The sequence below is a fragment of the Kitasatospora sp. NPDC002551 genome, from assembly GCF_040296005.1.
GTDB lineage: Bacteria > Actinomycetota > Actinomycetes > Streptomycetales > Streptomycetaceae > Kitasatospora.
On the sequence record NZ_JBEOWI010000078.1, the window covers coordinates 18,456 to 32,527 of the forward strand.

Here is a 14,072-nt window from a genome sequence, read left to right on the forward strand (position 1 = left end):
GCGGGAGCGGCCGGCGCCGCCTGCGGGCCGCGGGGGTCGCCGGCGCGCCGGAACTGCCGGGACCTGCGGCGGATCGTGGCCCCGAACCAACCGTCACGTCGGCCGGCCCTCCGCGACCATGGCGGCCACCGCCACGCCGTGCCGGGGACACATGGCGCGCGACCACACCGGGACGCCGCCGGGCCGTCGTCCGGCGGGCGGTATGGAGCCGACCGCCACAGCCACGCGGGCTGATGCGTCGGCCGGGCACATGTCGCCGCCCGCACGCCCCACCTACGGTTCCGGCAACCACCCCCACAGCACCCCCCAGGAGCCGGTCACCATGCGCAGCTCGAAAGTCCCCACCACGACCCGCTCCGGCATCCGCCCCGCGCGCGGGCTCGCCGCCGTCGCGGCCTGCGTCCTCCTCGCGGCCGGCTGCGCCAAGGCCGGCACCGCGGGCACCGGGGCGGCGGACGGCGCCGGTGCCAAGAGCCCGGTCAAGGTCGGCCTGGTCTACTCCAAGACCGGTCCGCTCGCCGCGTACGGCAAGCAGTACCTGGAGGGCTTCAAGGCCGGGCTGGACTACGCGACCAAGGGCACCGGCGCGGTCGACGGCCACCGGATCGAGTTCGAGGAGCAGGACGACGCGGGCGACCCGGCCAAGGCGGTGTCGGCCGCCAAGGATCTCATCGGCAAGGGGCACAAGATCCTGGCCGGCTCCACCGCCTCCGGCGTCGCCCTGCAGGTTGGCCCGATCGCCGCCCAGAACAAGGTGCTCTTCATCAGCGGCCCGGCCGCCGCCGACAAGGTCACCGGACTCAACAAGTACACCTTCCGCTCCGGCCGCCAGTCCTACCAGGACATCCGGACGGCGGCCTCGTTCATCGGCGACGCCAAGGGCCGTAAGGTCACCGTGCTCGCCCAGGACAACGCCTTCGGACAGGCCAACGTGGCCGCCGTCAAGGCCGTGCTGGGCGCCCAGGGGGCGACGGTCGACGCGGTGCTCGCCCCGCCGAGCGCGACCGACCTGACACCGTTCGCGACCCAGGCCAAGAGCGCCAAGCCCGACCTGCTGTTCGTGGCCTGGGCCGGCGACACCTCGGCGGCCCTCTGGACGGCGCTCAACCAGCAGGACGTCTTCGCGGACACCAAGGTCGTCACCGGACTGGACCTCGCCGCCTCCTACCCGCTGTTCGGGCCGGCCGGCGAGAAGATCTCCTTTCTGGACCACTACTTCGGCGGGGCCGCCGGCACCCCGGTGGAGAAGGCCATGGACGAGGCCGTGACCGCGGGCGGCGGCAAGTCCGACATCTTCACCCCGGACGGCTTCACCGCCGCCCAGATGATCGTGCACGCCGTCGAGGCCACCAAGGGCTCGGCCGACGACACCGCCGCCCTGGTGAAGGCCCTCGAAGGCTGGAGCTTCGACGGGGTCAAGGGCCGGACCACGGTGCGTGCCGAGGACCACGCCCTCCTCCAGCCGATGTTCCAGGTCCGGCTCACCGGCACCGGTACGGCCGCCAAGCCCTCGGTCGAGAAGGCGCTGACCGCCGACGAGGCGGCGCCCCCGGTCACCCCGATGGCGGGCTGATCACCGTGCCCCGACCTACCTCCTCCCCTCCGCCCGTTCCTGTTCGGGCGCCCCACGGCGGTTCTCCGGCCGCCGGGACCACCCCGGTGCTGCGGGCGACCGGCCTGGGCTGGTCCGTCCGCGGTGTACCGATCGTCGAGGACGTCTCCTTCGCTGTCTCGGAAGGCGAGTTCATCGCCTTCATCGGACCCAACGGCGCGGGCAAGACCTCCCTGTTCAACCTGATCTCCGGCCTGTACCCGGCGAGCCACGGCCGGCTCGAACTCGACGGCGCCGACATCACCGCTGAGCCCGTCCACGCCCGAGCCCGCCGTGGCCTCGGCCGGACCTTCCAGACCTCCTCCCTGTGGCCCGGGATGACGGTGGCGGACCACGTCCGCCTCGCGGCGCAGGCCGCCGCCGGGCCCCGGGTCTCGTACCGGCTCTGGCGCCGCGCCGCCCGCTACCCGGAGCAGGTCGCCGACATCCTGGAACGCACCGAACTCGCCCACCGCGCCGACACCCTGGCGAGCGCGCTCTCCCACGGCGAGAAGCGCAAACTCGAACTCGCCGTCCTGTTGGTCTCCGACCCGCGGCTCATCCTGCTGGACGAGCCGATGGCCGGGGTCAGCGCGGAGGAGGTACCGGCCCTCACCGCCCTCATCCGCTCCGTCCACCGTGACCTCGGACGCACCGTGCTGATGGTGGAGCACCACATGGACGTCCTGCTCGGCCTGGCCGACCGCCTGGCCGTGATGCACCACGGCACACTGCTCGCCCTGGACGCACCGGACGCCGTGATGGCCGACTCCACCGTGCAACAGGCCTACCTGGGGGAGGCGTTGTGACCGGGCCCGAGTCCTCCGCCTCCGACCGCTCCCTCCTCTCCGTCCGTGATCTGCGGGTGGTCATCGACGGGCTGCACATCCTGCACGGCGTCGACTTCGACGTCGCGCCGACCGGTGTGACGGCCCTGCTGGGCCGCAACGGCGCCGGCAAGACCACCACCGTCAAGGCCGTGATGGGCCTGGTGCCGAGGACCGGGAACATTCGCTTCGCCGGCACCGAACTCGCCTCCCTTCCCACGCACCTGGTGGTCCGCCAGGGCATCGGCTACGCCCCGGAGGACCGCGGGATCTTCGCCGGTCTGACGGTCGCCGAGAACCTCCGCCTCGCCGAACGCGGCGGGGGAGAGCCCGACTACCGGCTGGTCCACGAGCTGTTCCCCGAACTCGAACGACGAGCGGGCCAGTTGGCCGGCACGCTCTCCGGCGGGCAGCAGCAGATGGTGGCCATCGGCCGGACCCTGCTCAACCGGAACCGGCTGATCATCGCGGACGAGCCCACCAAGGGCCTGGCGCCGAAGATCGTCGGCGAGGTGGCCGAGGTGCTGGCCCGCGCCGCGCAGGCCGTGCCGGTCCTGCTGGTCGAACAGAACCTCGCCCTGGTCCGCCGGCTGGCCGGGACCTGCGCCGTCCTGGCGGACGGCCGCACCGCCCACCGGGGCGACACCGCCGAGCTGTTGGCCGACGAGGACGCCGCCCGCCGGCTGCTCGGCGTCGGCGGCCGACGCCCCGGTGGCACCGCCCCCGCACCTACGGAGGTGAACCTCTGATGGACACCGTCGTCCTCCTCTCCTGTACCGGGCTGGGCCTGGGAGCGCTGTACTTCCTGGTCGCCTCCGGTCTGTCGCTGATCTTCGGTCTGATGGACGTGCTCAACTTCGCGCACGGCGCCCTGCTCTCGATCGGCGCCTACGCCACCTGGTGGGCGGGGGCCGAGGCCGGTCTCTCCTTCTGGCTCGCCGTGCCCTTCGGCACGCTGGTCGGAACGGCCGCCGCCGTCCTGTTGGAACTCGCCCTGATCCGCCCGCTCTACAGCCGCCCGCGCGACCAGATCCTCGCCACCGTCGGCGTCGGGCTGGCCGTGCCCGCGCTGCTGATGGGCATCTGGGGTGCCGACGCCCGCCCCTTCCCGCAGCCGGCGCTGCTCTCCGGCACCTGGCACGTGCTCGGTGCGACCGTCCCGGTGAACCGCTTCGTGCTCGTGGCCGCGGCCGTGCTGCTCCTGCTCGCTCTGAAGGTGTTCCTCGCCCGGACCCGGTACGGCCTGATCGTCCGGGCCGGAGTCGAGGACCGGGCGATGGTCACCGCGCTCGGCATCGACGTCCGCAAGGCGTTCACACTCGTCTTCGCCATCGGGGGCGCCGCCGCCGCGCTCGGCGGCGCCCTCGGCGGCCTCTACTTCGGTTCGGTCAATCCTGGCCAGGGCACCGGTCTGCTCGTCTTCGCCTTCGTCGTGGTCGTGATGGGCGGCATGGGCTCCGTCACCGGTGCCGCCGTCGCCTCGGTGTGCGTGGGCCTGGTGCAGCAGTTCGCCAACTACTACACCGCCGCCGGCCTCGGCGACCTCTCGGTCGTCGTCCTGCTGGCCGTCCTGCTCCTGGTACGACCCCGTGGACTCACCGGGAGGCTCGCGTGAGTGCAAAGACCCCCGCCGCGAGCACCGGTGGCACCGCCGCCGACCGCACCGCCGGGACCGTTCCGCCCGGCACTGACATCGACGCCGCCGAAGGCCGTCCGGGAGGTCCGGAACGGACTGGAATCGCTCGAACAGGTGAATCGATCACAAATCGCTCGACAATCCGGCGCCGAGGGCTACGCTCGTGGCCGATCGCTCTGCTGATCCTGCTCCTTGTCGCCCCATACAGTGCGCTTCCCGTCCCGGGACTGCTCGACGGCCCGCTCGGCAGCCCCGGGAGTCTCCAACTCATCGCCCTGTGCCTGCTCTACGGGGCCCTCGCCTCCGGCTACGACCTCCTGCTCGGCCGTACCGGACTGCTCTCCTTCGGCCACGCGCTCTACTTCGCGACCGGCCTCTACGCCACCGACCTCGCCATGCTGGAGCTCCGGCTGCCGTTCGCGGCGGCGGCCGTCTTCGGCGTCGCCTGCACCGTCGCGCTGGCCCTGCTGCTCGGCTCGGTCAGCCTCCGCGTCACCGGCATCGGCTTCTCCATGGTCACCCTGGCCTTCGCGCAGGCCGGTTCGATCCTCGTCCAGCGCAACCCCGGTGGCCTGACCGGCGGCGAGGAGGGCCGGTCGGCGCCGGCCGACCGACTGCCCGCCGCCCTCCTGGGCATCGAGAACACCGCCAACCTCTACTGGATCGCCCTCGCCTACCTGGTCCTGACCCTTGCCGTCGTCCACTGGGCCGTCAGCTCCCCGGCCGGCCGGGTCTGGGAGGGCATCCGCGAGAACGAACGCCGGGTCGAGGTGCTCGGACTGCGGCCCTACGGCTACAAGTTGGTCGCCTTCGTACTCGCCGGAGGCCTCGCCGGGGCGGGCGGGGTGGTCTACCTGCTGCTCACCGGTGGTGCGACCCCTCAGGCCGCCACGTCGGACGCGACCCTCTCGCTGCTGGTGATGGTCGTGCTCGGCGGATCCGGCACCCGTTGGGGCCCGCTGCTCGGCGGGGTCATCTACACCTGGGCCGGCCACCGGCTCGGCGACCTCGCCAACTCCACGGCCGTCGCCGACCTGCCGGCGATCCTGCGGGTCCCGCTCTCCCAGCCGCTCTTCCTGCTGGGTGGCCTCTTCGTCGCGGTGGTCTACGTCCTGCCGGGTGGCCTGGCCAGGCTGCCCGCCCGGATCCGCGCCGCCCGTTCCACCCGTTCGGCCCGCGCCGCCGGCCGGGTCGCCGTGCCGCCCGGCGCCAACCCCACAGGAGGTAGTCCAGCGTGAGCCAGTCCGAGAGTCCCTCGATACACCGGACGACCGACCGATCCGCCGATCCCGCTCCGCCGCCCGAGCGGTCCGGGGCCCCCGGCGGGCCGGCGGCACCGGAACAGCTGGGCGTCCCCGTCCCCGGCGGGGAACTGTCCGTGCTCCGCTGGCCCGCCACCGTGCCCGGCGCCCCGACCGTCGTGGCCGTGCACGGCATCACCGCGAACGGCCTCGCCTGGTTCGAGGTCGCCCGCCGGCTCGCCGGGCGGGCCACCCTGCTCGCGCCGGACCTGCGCGGGCGCGGTGGCAGCCGGGATCTCGGCGGCCCGTACGGACTGGCTCGCCACGCCGACGACGTGGCGGCCCTGATCGCCGCGCTCGACCTGGGGCCGACCGTCGTGGCCGGCCACTCCATGGGCGCCTGGGTGACGGCCCTGGCGGCCGTCCGCCACCCGGACCTCGTCAGCAGGGTGGTGCTGGTCGACGGCGCGGTCACCTTCCCGCTGCCCGAGGGTGTCAGCGAGGACGGTGCCCTGGCCGCCGTGCTCGGTCCGGCGCTGGCCAGGCTGTCGATGACCTTCCCCGACCGGCAGGCGTACCGCGACTTCTGGCAGCGGCACCCGGCCTTCGCCGACGACTGGTCCGACGGGATCGACGCCTACACCCAGCGCGATCTCGTCGGCGGGGAACCCGAGTTGCGCTCCTCCTGCGTGCTGGCGGCGGTCGAGACCGACGGGGCGCAGGTCCTGCTGGACCAGGAGGCGGCCGCCGCCGTGCACCGGCTGCCCTGCCCGGGCGAGCTGATCTGGGCGGAGCGCGGCCTCTTCGACGAGCCCCAGGGTCTCTACGACGAGAAGCGGCTCGCCGCCCTCGGGCTGGACCACACCCACCCGGTCGCGGTGTCCGGGGTGCCGGACACCAACCACTACTCGATCCTCTGGGGCACGGCCGGTGCCGAGGCGCTGGTCCGGGCCCTGCTCGGCACGGCCCCCGTCGCCGAGCAGCCGACGATCAGCCACTGAGCAGCCGACGAGCAGCCGTCGCGACGGGTCAGCCGGCCGTGCCGAGGAAGGACTCCCAGCCGCCGGCCGGCGCCTGTCCGACGTTGAGGGTGCGCAGCTTGCGGAGGGTGGACTGGTCCTGGACCTCCAGCCACTCGACGAGCTGCTTGAAGGAGACCAGCCGGACGTCGGGCTTGCCCGCGATGGTCTTGAGCGTCTCCTCGACGGCGTCCATGTAGATGCCGCCGTTCCACTGCTCGAAGTGGTTGCCGATGAAGAACGGCGCGCGGTTGCCGTTGTAGGCGCGGTCGAACCCGGCCAGGTAGGCGTCCCGGGCCTGGGTGCGCCAGTCGTTGTACTTGGCCGGGTCGCCCTTGGTGCTGCCGGCCGACTGGTTGGCCAGGACGTTGTAGTCCATGGAGAGGACCTGGAAGGAGTGCCCCGGGAAGGGGATGCTCTGCAGCGGGAGGTCCCAGACCTTGCCGTCCTGCACCTTCTGGGGCCAGATCTGCTGGCCGCCCGAGGAGCTGGCGTCGTACTTCCACCCCAGGTTGGCGATGGTCGGCAGCAGGGCTTTCTGCCCCTCCAGGCAGGGGGTGCGGCCGCCGACCAGCTCCTTCCGGTAGTCGAAGGGGAGCGGGTCGACGTCGGTGAAGCCGGTGTTGGTCCTCCACTGGGTCACGAAGCCGATGGCCTGGTCTATCTCGCTCTGCCAGTCCTCGGGGGTCCACTTGTTGACGCCGTTGCCGTCCGAGCGGGTCGAGCAGAAGTGGCCGTTGAAGTGGGTGCCTATCTCGTGGCCGGCCTGCCAGGCCTGGCTGATGAGCTTGAGGGTGTTCTTCACCGCGCCGTCCGACAGGTAGGGGATGTCGGAGGCGCCGACCCCGTGCTTCGGCGGGTGGTACAGGTCGGCCTTGCCCTTGGGCAGGGCGTAGATGCCGGAGAGGAAGAAGGTCATCGAGGCCTTGTGCTCCTCGGCGAGCTTGAGGAACCGGGGGAACTGGCCGTCCTCGGTGGCGCCGGCGCCGTCCCAGGAGAAGACGACGAACTGCGGCGGGCGCTCGCCCGGCTTGAGCTTCTCCGGCTTCGGCTGGTTCGGCTGCGGGCCGGTGTCGGAGGTCGAGCCGTCACCGATCGGCGTGCCCTTGGCCGGGGTCCCGGTGGGGGTGCCCGTGGTGGTCGGTCCGGCGCTGCCCGTGCCGGTGGTGGAGGCCGGGACGGAGCCGGGGGCCGATCCGGTGGGAGCGGTCGGGCCCGAGCCGCCCCCGGAACAGGCCGCCACCGCTCCGAGGGCCGCAGTCGCGGCGGTGGCTGTGAGCACGGTCCTGCGCGAGATGCTGCCCATGGTCTCCCCTGGCTGTCCGGACCGGGTCCTGGTCGCGACCGAGGCCGCGCCGGTCATATCGGACAATTGATTGATTATCCGTCGTTAGCATGTCATGCGAACACGGAGGTCACCAAGGGCCCGCGGTCCGCCGGGACTGAACACGCGGGGTACGCCTGTGCGGGATGCGAAGAAATGTCTTCTGTTGCCGTCCTGTGACGCTTCGCCCGATTCGTGGAAGGGGCGTTCGTGGAGGAACGGCCGCCGAGGCGTCAGCCGAGGGAGAGCCGGCGATTGCGGCGCACGACCCGCGCGATGGCGGTGCTCACCACGGTGGCGGCCGTGCAGGAGACCGCGAGGCTCAACCAGGCGGTTTCGAACCAGTGGCTGTTGAGCCAGCCCAGGGTCACGATGTACGCCGCCCAGATCATCGCGGCCAGTGCGGACCACCGCAGGAAGCGGTGGGGATGCGCGGGGGAGTGGCCGATGGCGAGGTCGAGGATGGTCCGCCCGGCCGGTACGAAGCGGGCGATCACCACCATGGCGGCCGCCGCCCGGGTGGTGCGCTCGTCCAGGGCCTGCTGGACCCGCGCCACACTGGCCGCCAGCTTCGGGCGGTGCTCCAGGCGCCGGTTGACCATCGGCGCACCACGGCGCGCCAGCCGGAGCAGCAGCAGATCGCCGAGGAAGGAGGCCGTGGCCACCCCGAGCCCGAGCAGCACGGGGGCGCCGTCTATCTGGGCCGTCTTGAGCACGGCGAGTATGACGAGCGTCCCGCTGGGAAGAAAGGGGAGGAAGGCGTCACCGAGGACGGCGCAGAGCGCCAGGGCACAGATCCACGAGGATCCGACCAGCGTCGCGATGTCCAAGACCGTTACTCCCTCCAGGCTGCCCGGGGGAGCAGTGGTTGCAGGGGACAACGCTAGCGCCTCGACTTTTCATGCCATGAAGCACCCCGGCTGTGCGCAGGGCCACAGCCGCCGCGTCCCGCAGTCGCCGTGTCCCGCAGCCGGTGCGGCGCGCCTCGGGCGGGGTGGGTGTCCGGCCCTGGGCCGCACATGGCACGAGCCCCCGGAGCGGGGTGCCGCTCCGGGGGCTCGCGGGGATCGGTCGGCGCTGGTCCAGCCCGACGATCTTGCTGGTGAGTGCGGATCCGGTTGGGTGATCCGCCTGAGCCCAAGCCTGCCGGAAGCCGGCCGCCGACCGCGAGCCCTCGGGCTGGCGACTTCCCGCGCTGGCGTGAAGTCGCCACGGGTGTTCGTCCGCTGGCTCTGCGTCAGCCTGCCGGCCCCCGGCCGCCCCTCACGGAGCGGCCCGGCCGGCTCGCAGGTCGGACCGCCGGACGGGGAACAAGGGCACCCGGGGGCGGGGTTGACCAGTGTCGGCACCGGCCGCGGCACCGACCGCCACCGGTGGGCAGCACCGGTGGACCGCACCGGCGGACGGTACCGACCACGGCCAGGAGGACGGCAGGCATGACGAGCGAGGACAGGCAGGAGAACCAGCGGGAGAACGGGGCCGGGCAGCACCCCGCGGACGCCATCCGGGGCACCGTCCGGGGAACGGCGCCCGCCCCGCTGTCGATCCTCGACCTGGCCACCGTCGGGGCCGGTCACACACCCGCGCAGGCGCTCGCCGCGACCACCACCCTCGCCCGCAGCGCCGAACAGTGGGGCTACCACCGCTTCTGGGTGGCCGAGCACCATGGCATGCCCGGCGTCGCCAGCTCCACGCCCGCCGTCCTGCTGGCCCACCTCGGAGCCCACACCACCACCCTGCGCCTGGGCTCCGGCGGCGTGATGCTGCCCAACCACGCCCCGCTGGCGATCGCCGAGCAGTTCGGCCTGCTGGAGTCGCTCCACCCCGGTCGGATCGACCTCGGCCTCGGCCGGGCCCCCGGCACCGACCAGGCCACCGCCCGGGCCCTGCGCCGGGGCCTCGGCGAGGGCGCCGACGACTTCCCCCGCCAGCTCGCCGAGCTGACCCACTTCCTCGACGGCAGCTTCCCCGCGGGACATCCGTACGAGCGGCTGACGGCCGTGCCGAAGGGGGAGGGACGGCCGCCGGTCTGGCTGCTCGGCTCCTCCGGGTTCAGCGCCCAGCTGGCCGGCCGGCTCGGCCTGCCGTTCGCCTTCGCGCACCACTTCAGCAGCGCGAACACCGTTCCGGCGCTCGACCTCTACCGCTCGGAGTTCCGCCCCTCGGCGGTCCTCGACGAGCCGTACGCGCTGATCGGGGTGAGCGCGGTCGCGGCCGACGACGAGGCCTCCGCCCGCCGCCTCGCCCGCTCCGCGGCGCTCGGGATGCTGCGCCTGCGCCGTGGCAATCCGGGGCCGATCCCCACCCCCGAGGAGGCCGAGTCCTACCCGTACAGCCCGGTGGAGGCGGACTTCATCGACGAGTGGCTGGGCAATGTCGTCCTCGGCGCTCCGGGTGAGGTCGCCGACGGGCTGGAGGCGCTGCGCAAGCGGACCGGGGTGGACGAGCTGATGGTGACCTCGCACATCCACGGCCACGAGGCGCGGCTGCGGTCCTACGGGCTGATCGCCGAGGCGTACGGCCTGACCGGAACCCGGCCCGCGACCGCCTGAGCGGGCCCGGGGACACCCCGCCCCGGCAGCGCCCCTAGCGTCCGCCCGGGATGTCCCCGGCCGCCCGGACCTCCCGGACCTCCCGGACCTCGCGGCCGTCCCTGCCCTCGCGGCCGTCGCGGAGTATCGCCGCGACCAGCTCCGCCTCGCCGGGGCGGGCGAAGTACCAGCCCTGGGCGGTGTCGCAGCCGGTGAGCCGCAGCCGCTCGGCCTGGGCCGCGCTCTCGATGCCCTCGGCGGTCACCGTCAGGCCGAGCGTGTGGGCCAGCTGCACCATCGCGCCGACGATCTGCTCGTCGGCGTCACTGCGCCGCGAGCGGAGCTCGGGGAGCTCCGGCCGGCCGCCGGACGGGGCCGGGTCGCGGAACCCCTCGATGAAGGTGCCGTCCAGCTTCAGCACGTGCACCGGGAGCCGGGAGAGGTAGGCCAGGTTCGAGTAGCCCGTGCCGAAGTCGTCGATCGCGATGCGCACGCCCATGTCGGCGAGCGCCTGGAGCGCCTGGAGCGGGCGTCCGCCGGGGCCGAGCAGCGCGCTCTCGGTGATCTCCAGCTGCAGCAGCCGCGCCGGCAGGCCGGTGCGGTCGAGGGCCTGGGCGACGTCGGCGACCACGTCGGAGTCCCAGATCTGGCGGGCGGCCAGGTTGACGCTCACGAAGGTCTCGGTCTCGGGGAACTCGGTGAGCCAGCGCCGCGCCTGGCGGCAGGACTCCTCCAGGACCCACTTGCCGAGCGGCACGATCGCCCCGGACTCCTCGGCGAGCGGGATGAAGCGGTCCGGCGAGAGCGTCCCGTACCGGGGGTGGCGCCAGCGGACCAGGGCCTCGGCGCCGTGCACCGCGCCGTCGGCCAGGCCGACCAGCGGCTGGTACTCGATGGTGAACTCGCCGCGCTCCAGCGCCGGGCGCAGCGCGGTGGCCAGCAGCTGGCGGGTCAGCTGGTGGGCGCCCCGGTCGGGGTCGTAGAGCGTCCACCGGGCCCGGCCGTCGGCCTTGGACCAGTACAGGGTGGCGTCGGCGTCCTTGACCAGGTCGGTGGGCGTGGTCTCGTGCACGGAGCGCTCGACGACGCCGACGCTGGCGGTGACCACCAGCCGGTGCCCGGCCACGTCGAAGGGGCGCTCCAGCGCGTCGAGGATCCGTGCGGCGAGGTCGGTGAGCTGGTCGCTGCCGCGGCTGTCGGTCACCAGGACGGCGAACTCGTCGCCGCCCATCCGGGCGACCAGCTGGGTGCCGTGCGCGGAGAAGCCGCGCCGTAGGCGGGTCGCGACGGCGATCAGCAGCTGGTCACCGATGTGGTGGCCGAGGGCCTCGTTGATCGAGGCGAACCCGTCGAGGTCCAGGTAGCAGACGCCGACCCGGGGCCCGTCCGCCCCGGTCCCGCCGGCCGTGTCCCCGGCGGCCTCGACGACCCCGGCGAGGCCGGCGCCCCCGGCAACCGCCGTAACGGCGGCACCCCCGGCGCCCGCGGCGGGGACGCCGACCGCGCCGGTGGCCCGGTCGGGGGTGAGGCAGGCGGCGTCGAGGCGTTCGAAGAAGTACGTCCGGTTGGGCAGCCGGGTCAGTGGATCGTGCAGGGCCTGGTACTCCAGGCGGTCGCCGAGGCGGCGCTGTTCGGTGATGTCCTCGACCAGGGCGAGCGTGTACAGCGGGCCGCCCTCGGCGTCCCGGATCAGCGAGACGGTCACCTTGCTCCAGACCGTCCGCCCCGCGCGGTGCTTGAGCTGCTTCTCGACCCGGAGCCGCTCGTGCTCGCCGTGCACGAGCGCGCGGAACAGCCGGCGCGGCATGCCCTCGGGGTCGACGATCTCGTGGATGTGGGTCCCCACCAGGTCGTCGACGGTGCGGCCGGTCAGCGCGGCGAAGGCGGGGTTGACCTCGATGATCCGGTCCTCGGGATCGATCAGGGCCATGCCGATGCCGGCGTCGCAGAAGGCGGCCCGCAGCCGGGACTCGCTGGCCCGCAGGGCGGCCAGCTGCCGGTCGTCGCCCCCGGTCACCGTCCGTCCGTCCGTACCGCTGCCGTCCGTGCCAGTGCCGTCCGTGCCAGTGCCGTCAGATCCGCCGCCGTCCGTGCCACCGCCGTGGGCACCGCCGCCGTGGGCGGCGAGCGGGGCCGAGCAGGCGGGGCAGTGGAGGGCGCCGTCGCCGACCGGGTGGCCCTGCGGCCCGGCCAGGGCGGCTCGCAGCGCGCCGCCGGCGGTGCCGGTGGTCCTGCCGTTGGCCGTGCTGCCGGCCGTGCCATTGGCCGGGGCGGCGTGGAGGGCGGGCGGCGGGAGGCGGCGTGGCCGTGGTTCCTCGTGCCGCACGCCTGGGTGGTGTGCGTCGGCCCCCTCGTTCTGGCCCGGCACGGCATGCTCCCGTCCGCTGCTGACGCTTGACGCTGGTCCGGCCGGTCACCCGACTTCGGCGGCCGGCTCCGCGCTCTGCCGCACTCGCGGAGGCCGGACTCCGGTGCGGGACGCTCGGGACGGAGCGGCCGGGTGGAACCCGCCTGAGGAACCGTGAGGAACAGGGCGCTGCGGCCGATCATAAGACGCGATGGCAACGCGCGGTGACCGCCGCCGGAGTGATTCGTCTGGTTTGGGGGCAAGTGTGGTGATACATGCGGACGCCCCCGGTGCACATCACATGATGTGCACCGGGGGCGTGTGCTCCGAGCGTGCGCCCTCGGGCTCCGGTCCAGCGCTGGACGCGCGACCGGCCGCAGCCGTGGGGCGCACCGCGGACCGGGAAGGCCGGTCGGTCGGGTCAGCCGGCCAGGTTGGCCGTGAGGGTGATGGTGGTGCCGGTCAGGGCCTGGCTCACCGGGCAGTTCGCCTTGGCGTCCTCGGCGGCCTTCACGAAGCCGGCCTCGTCCAGCCCGGGCACCTCGCCGGTGACCGTCAGGTGGATGCCGGTGATGCCGGTGCCCGGCTGGAAGGTGACGTCGGCCTGGGTGTCGAGCTTGGTGGGCGGGGTGCCCGCGCCGGTCAGACCGTGCGAGAGGGCCATCGAGAAGCAGGCGGAGTGCGCGGCCGCGATGAGCTCCTCCGGGCTGGTCTTGCCGTTCGGGGCCTCGGCGCGGGCCGGCCAGGAGACCGGGTACTCGCCGATGCCGGACGACGCGAACGTCACCTGGCCCTTGCCGTCGACCAGGTTGCCTTCCCAAGCGGTGCGGGCGGTGCGGGTGGTTGCCACGATCGGTACCTCCGTTACTGAGGAACTGCTGCTTCGTCACGTCCGGTCATGCCGTGACTCAGCCTACGGGCAGGTCGGGGGCTTGCCACAAGTAGCGCACCGGCCCGCCGCGTCCGAAAATGCCCCAGTGGTGCGCGCGGGCCGGGCCGTGCGCGGGCGGACCCCGGCAGCTCGGAGCCCGGTCCGCGGGTCGCTCCGTGTGCCGTCCGTATCGTGGACGGTTGGGCCGAATGGTGCGGGCCCGTGCCGGGCGCCCTGTTAGATTGGCCCGGGCCCGGGCCCGGCCGCAGCACGGTCGGGCGCACCACCGACAGAGCCGCGGAGCCGCCCCGATGACGGACCACCCCACGACCCCCGACGCCGGACTTCCCGAGGGGGTCGACGATGCCGTGCGGGCCGAGCTGACCAGCTTGCGCGAGAGCATCGACAACATCGACGCCGCGGTGGTCCACATGCTGGCCGAGCGCTTCAAGGCGACCCAGCGGGTCGGCCGGCTCAAGGCCGAGCACAAGCTCCCGCCGGCCGATCCGGCCCGCGAGCGCACCCAGATCAAGCGTCTGCGCGAACTGGCCGCGGGCGCGCACCTGGACCCGGTGTTCGCGGAGAAGTTCCTCAACTTCATCATCGCTGAGGTGATCCGTCACCATGAGGCGATCGCTTCGGAGCCGCTGACCAGCAGTGCGGTCCGTCAGTCGGAGCGCTGAAA

General features: G+C 73.4%; 12 protein-coding genes. 8 read left to right on the forward strand and 4 right to left on the reverse strand.

Features of this window, described 5'->3' with window-relative positions; all coding sequences use genetic code 11:
* Nucleotides 1-322: 322 nt before the first annotated feature.
* The 6 genes from ABT093_RS37025 (at nucleotide 323) to ABT093_RS37050 (ending at nucleotide 6,296) form a co-directional block, all read left to right on the forward strand.
* Nucleotides 323-1,573 carry a substrate-binding domain-containing protein gene (locus ABT093_RS37025; protein WP_350571812.1) on the forward strand — a complete coding sequence of 417 codons (1,251 nt, stop codon included), beginning with the start codon at nucleotides 323-325 and terminating at the stop codon, nucleotides 1,571-1,573.
* An 86-nt stretch (nucleotides 1,574-1,659) separates the two neighbouring features.
* Nucleotides 1,660-2,400 (forward strand): ABC transporter ATP-binding protein, encoded by a 741-nt coding sequence (locus ABT093_RS37030; protein ID WP_350571814.1) that lies wholly within the window; start codon nucleotides 1,660-1,662, stop codon nucleotides 2,398-2,400.
* Nucleotides 2,397-3,167, forward strand: a complete 771-nt coding sequence (locus tag ABT093_RS37035; RefSeq protein WP_350571816.1) for an ABC transporter ATP-binding protein — start codon at nucleotides 2,397-2,399, stop codon at nucleotides 3,165-3,167. The genes ABT093_RS37030 and ABT093_RS37035 overlap by 4 nt, the downstream gene beginning before the upstream one ends.
* Complete coding sequence (locus ABT093_RS37040; RefSeq protein ID WP_350571818.1) at nucleotides 3,167-4,033, forward strand: branched-chain amino acid ABC transporter permease; 867 nt, start codon at nucleotides 3,167-3,169, stop codon at nucleotides 4,031-4,033. The genes ABT093_RS37035 and ABT093_RS37040 overlap by 1 nt, the downstream gene beginning before the upstream one ends.
* 161 nt (nucleotides 4,034-4,194) lie before the next feature.
* A complete protein-coding gene (locus ABT093_RS37045; protein WP_502884399.1) occupies nucleotides 4,195-5,292 on the forward strand; it encodes a branched-chain amino acid ABC transporter permease in 1,098 nt (365 codons plus the stop codon).
* 140 nt (nucleotides 5,293-5,432) lie between these two features.
* Entirely contained in the window at nucleotides 5,433-6,296 is an 864-nt protein-coding gene (locus ABT093_RS37050) for an alpha/beta fold hydrolase (RefSeq protein WP_350571820.1), read from the forward strand.
* Between the two features lie 28 nt (nucleotides 6,297-6,324).
* Here ABT093_RS37050 and ABT093_RS37055 read toward each other — a convergent pair whose 3' ends face one another.
* Nucleotides 6,325-7,620 carry a polysaccharide deacetylase family protein gene (locus ABT093_RS37055; RefSeq protein ID WP_350571822.1) on the reverse strand — a complete coding sequence of 432 codons (1,296 nt, stop codon included), beginning with the start codon at nucleotides 7,618-7,620 and terminating at the stop codon, nucleotides 6,325-6,327.
* A gap of 251 nt (nucleotides 7,621-7,871) precedes the next feature.
* Nucleotides 7,872-8,468 (reverse strand): DedA family protein, encoded by a 597-nt coding sequence (locus ABT093_RS37060; protein ID WP_350571824.1) that lies wholly within the window; start codon nucleotides 8,466-8,468, stop codon nucleotides 7,872-7,874.
* A 606-nt stretch (nucleotides 8,469-9,074) separates the two neighbouring features.
* Here ABT093_RS37060 and ABT093_RS37065 point away from each other — a divergent pair.
* Nucleotides 9,075-10,190 carry an LLM class flavin-dependent oxidoreductase gene (locus ABT093_RS37065; RefSeq protein ID WP_350571826.1) on the forward strand — a complete coding sequence of 372 codons (1,116 nt, stop codon included), beginning with the start codon at nucleotides 9,075-9,077 and terminating at the stop codon, nucleotides 10,188-10,190.
* Between the two features lie 34 nt (nucleotides 10,191-10,224).
* Here the strand turns inward: ABT093_RS37065 and ABT093_RS37070 are convergent, their stop codons facing one another.
* Together ABT093_RS37070 and ABT093_RS37075 are read right to left on the reverse strand one after the other, a co-directional pair.
* On the reverse strand, nucleotides 10,225-12,495 hold the full coding sequence (locus ABT093_RS37070; protein ID WP_350571828.1) for a putative bifunctional diguanylate cyclase/phosphodiesterase: 2,271 nt from the start codon (nucleotides 12,493-12,495) through the stop codon (nucleotides 10,225-10,227).
* Nucleotides 12,496-12,937: 442 nt separating this feature from the next.
* Nucleotides 12,938-13,366, reverse strand: coding sequence for an OsmC family protein (locus ABT093_RS37075; RefSeq protein ID WP_350571830.1), 429 nt, complete (start codon nucleotides 13,364-13,366; stop codon nucleotides 12,938-12,940).
* A gap of 332 nt (nucleotides 13,367-13,698) precedes the next feature.
* Between ABT093_RS37075 and ABT093_RS37080 the strand changes: the two genes are divergently transcribed.
* Entirely contained in the window at nucleotides 13,699-14,070 is a 372-nt protein-coding gene (locus tag ABT093_RS37080; RefSeq protein ID WP_350571832.1) for a chorismate mutase, read from the forward strand.
* Nucleotides 14,071-14,072: the final 2 nt, after the last annotated feature.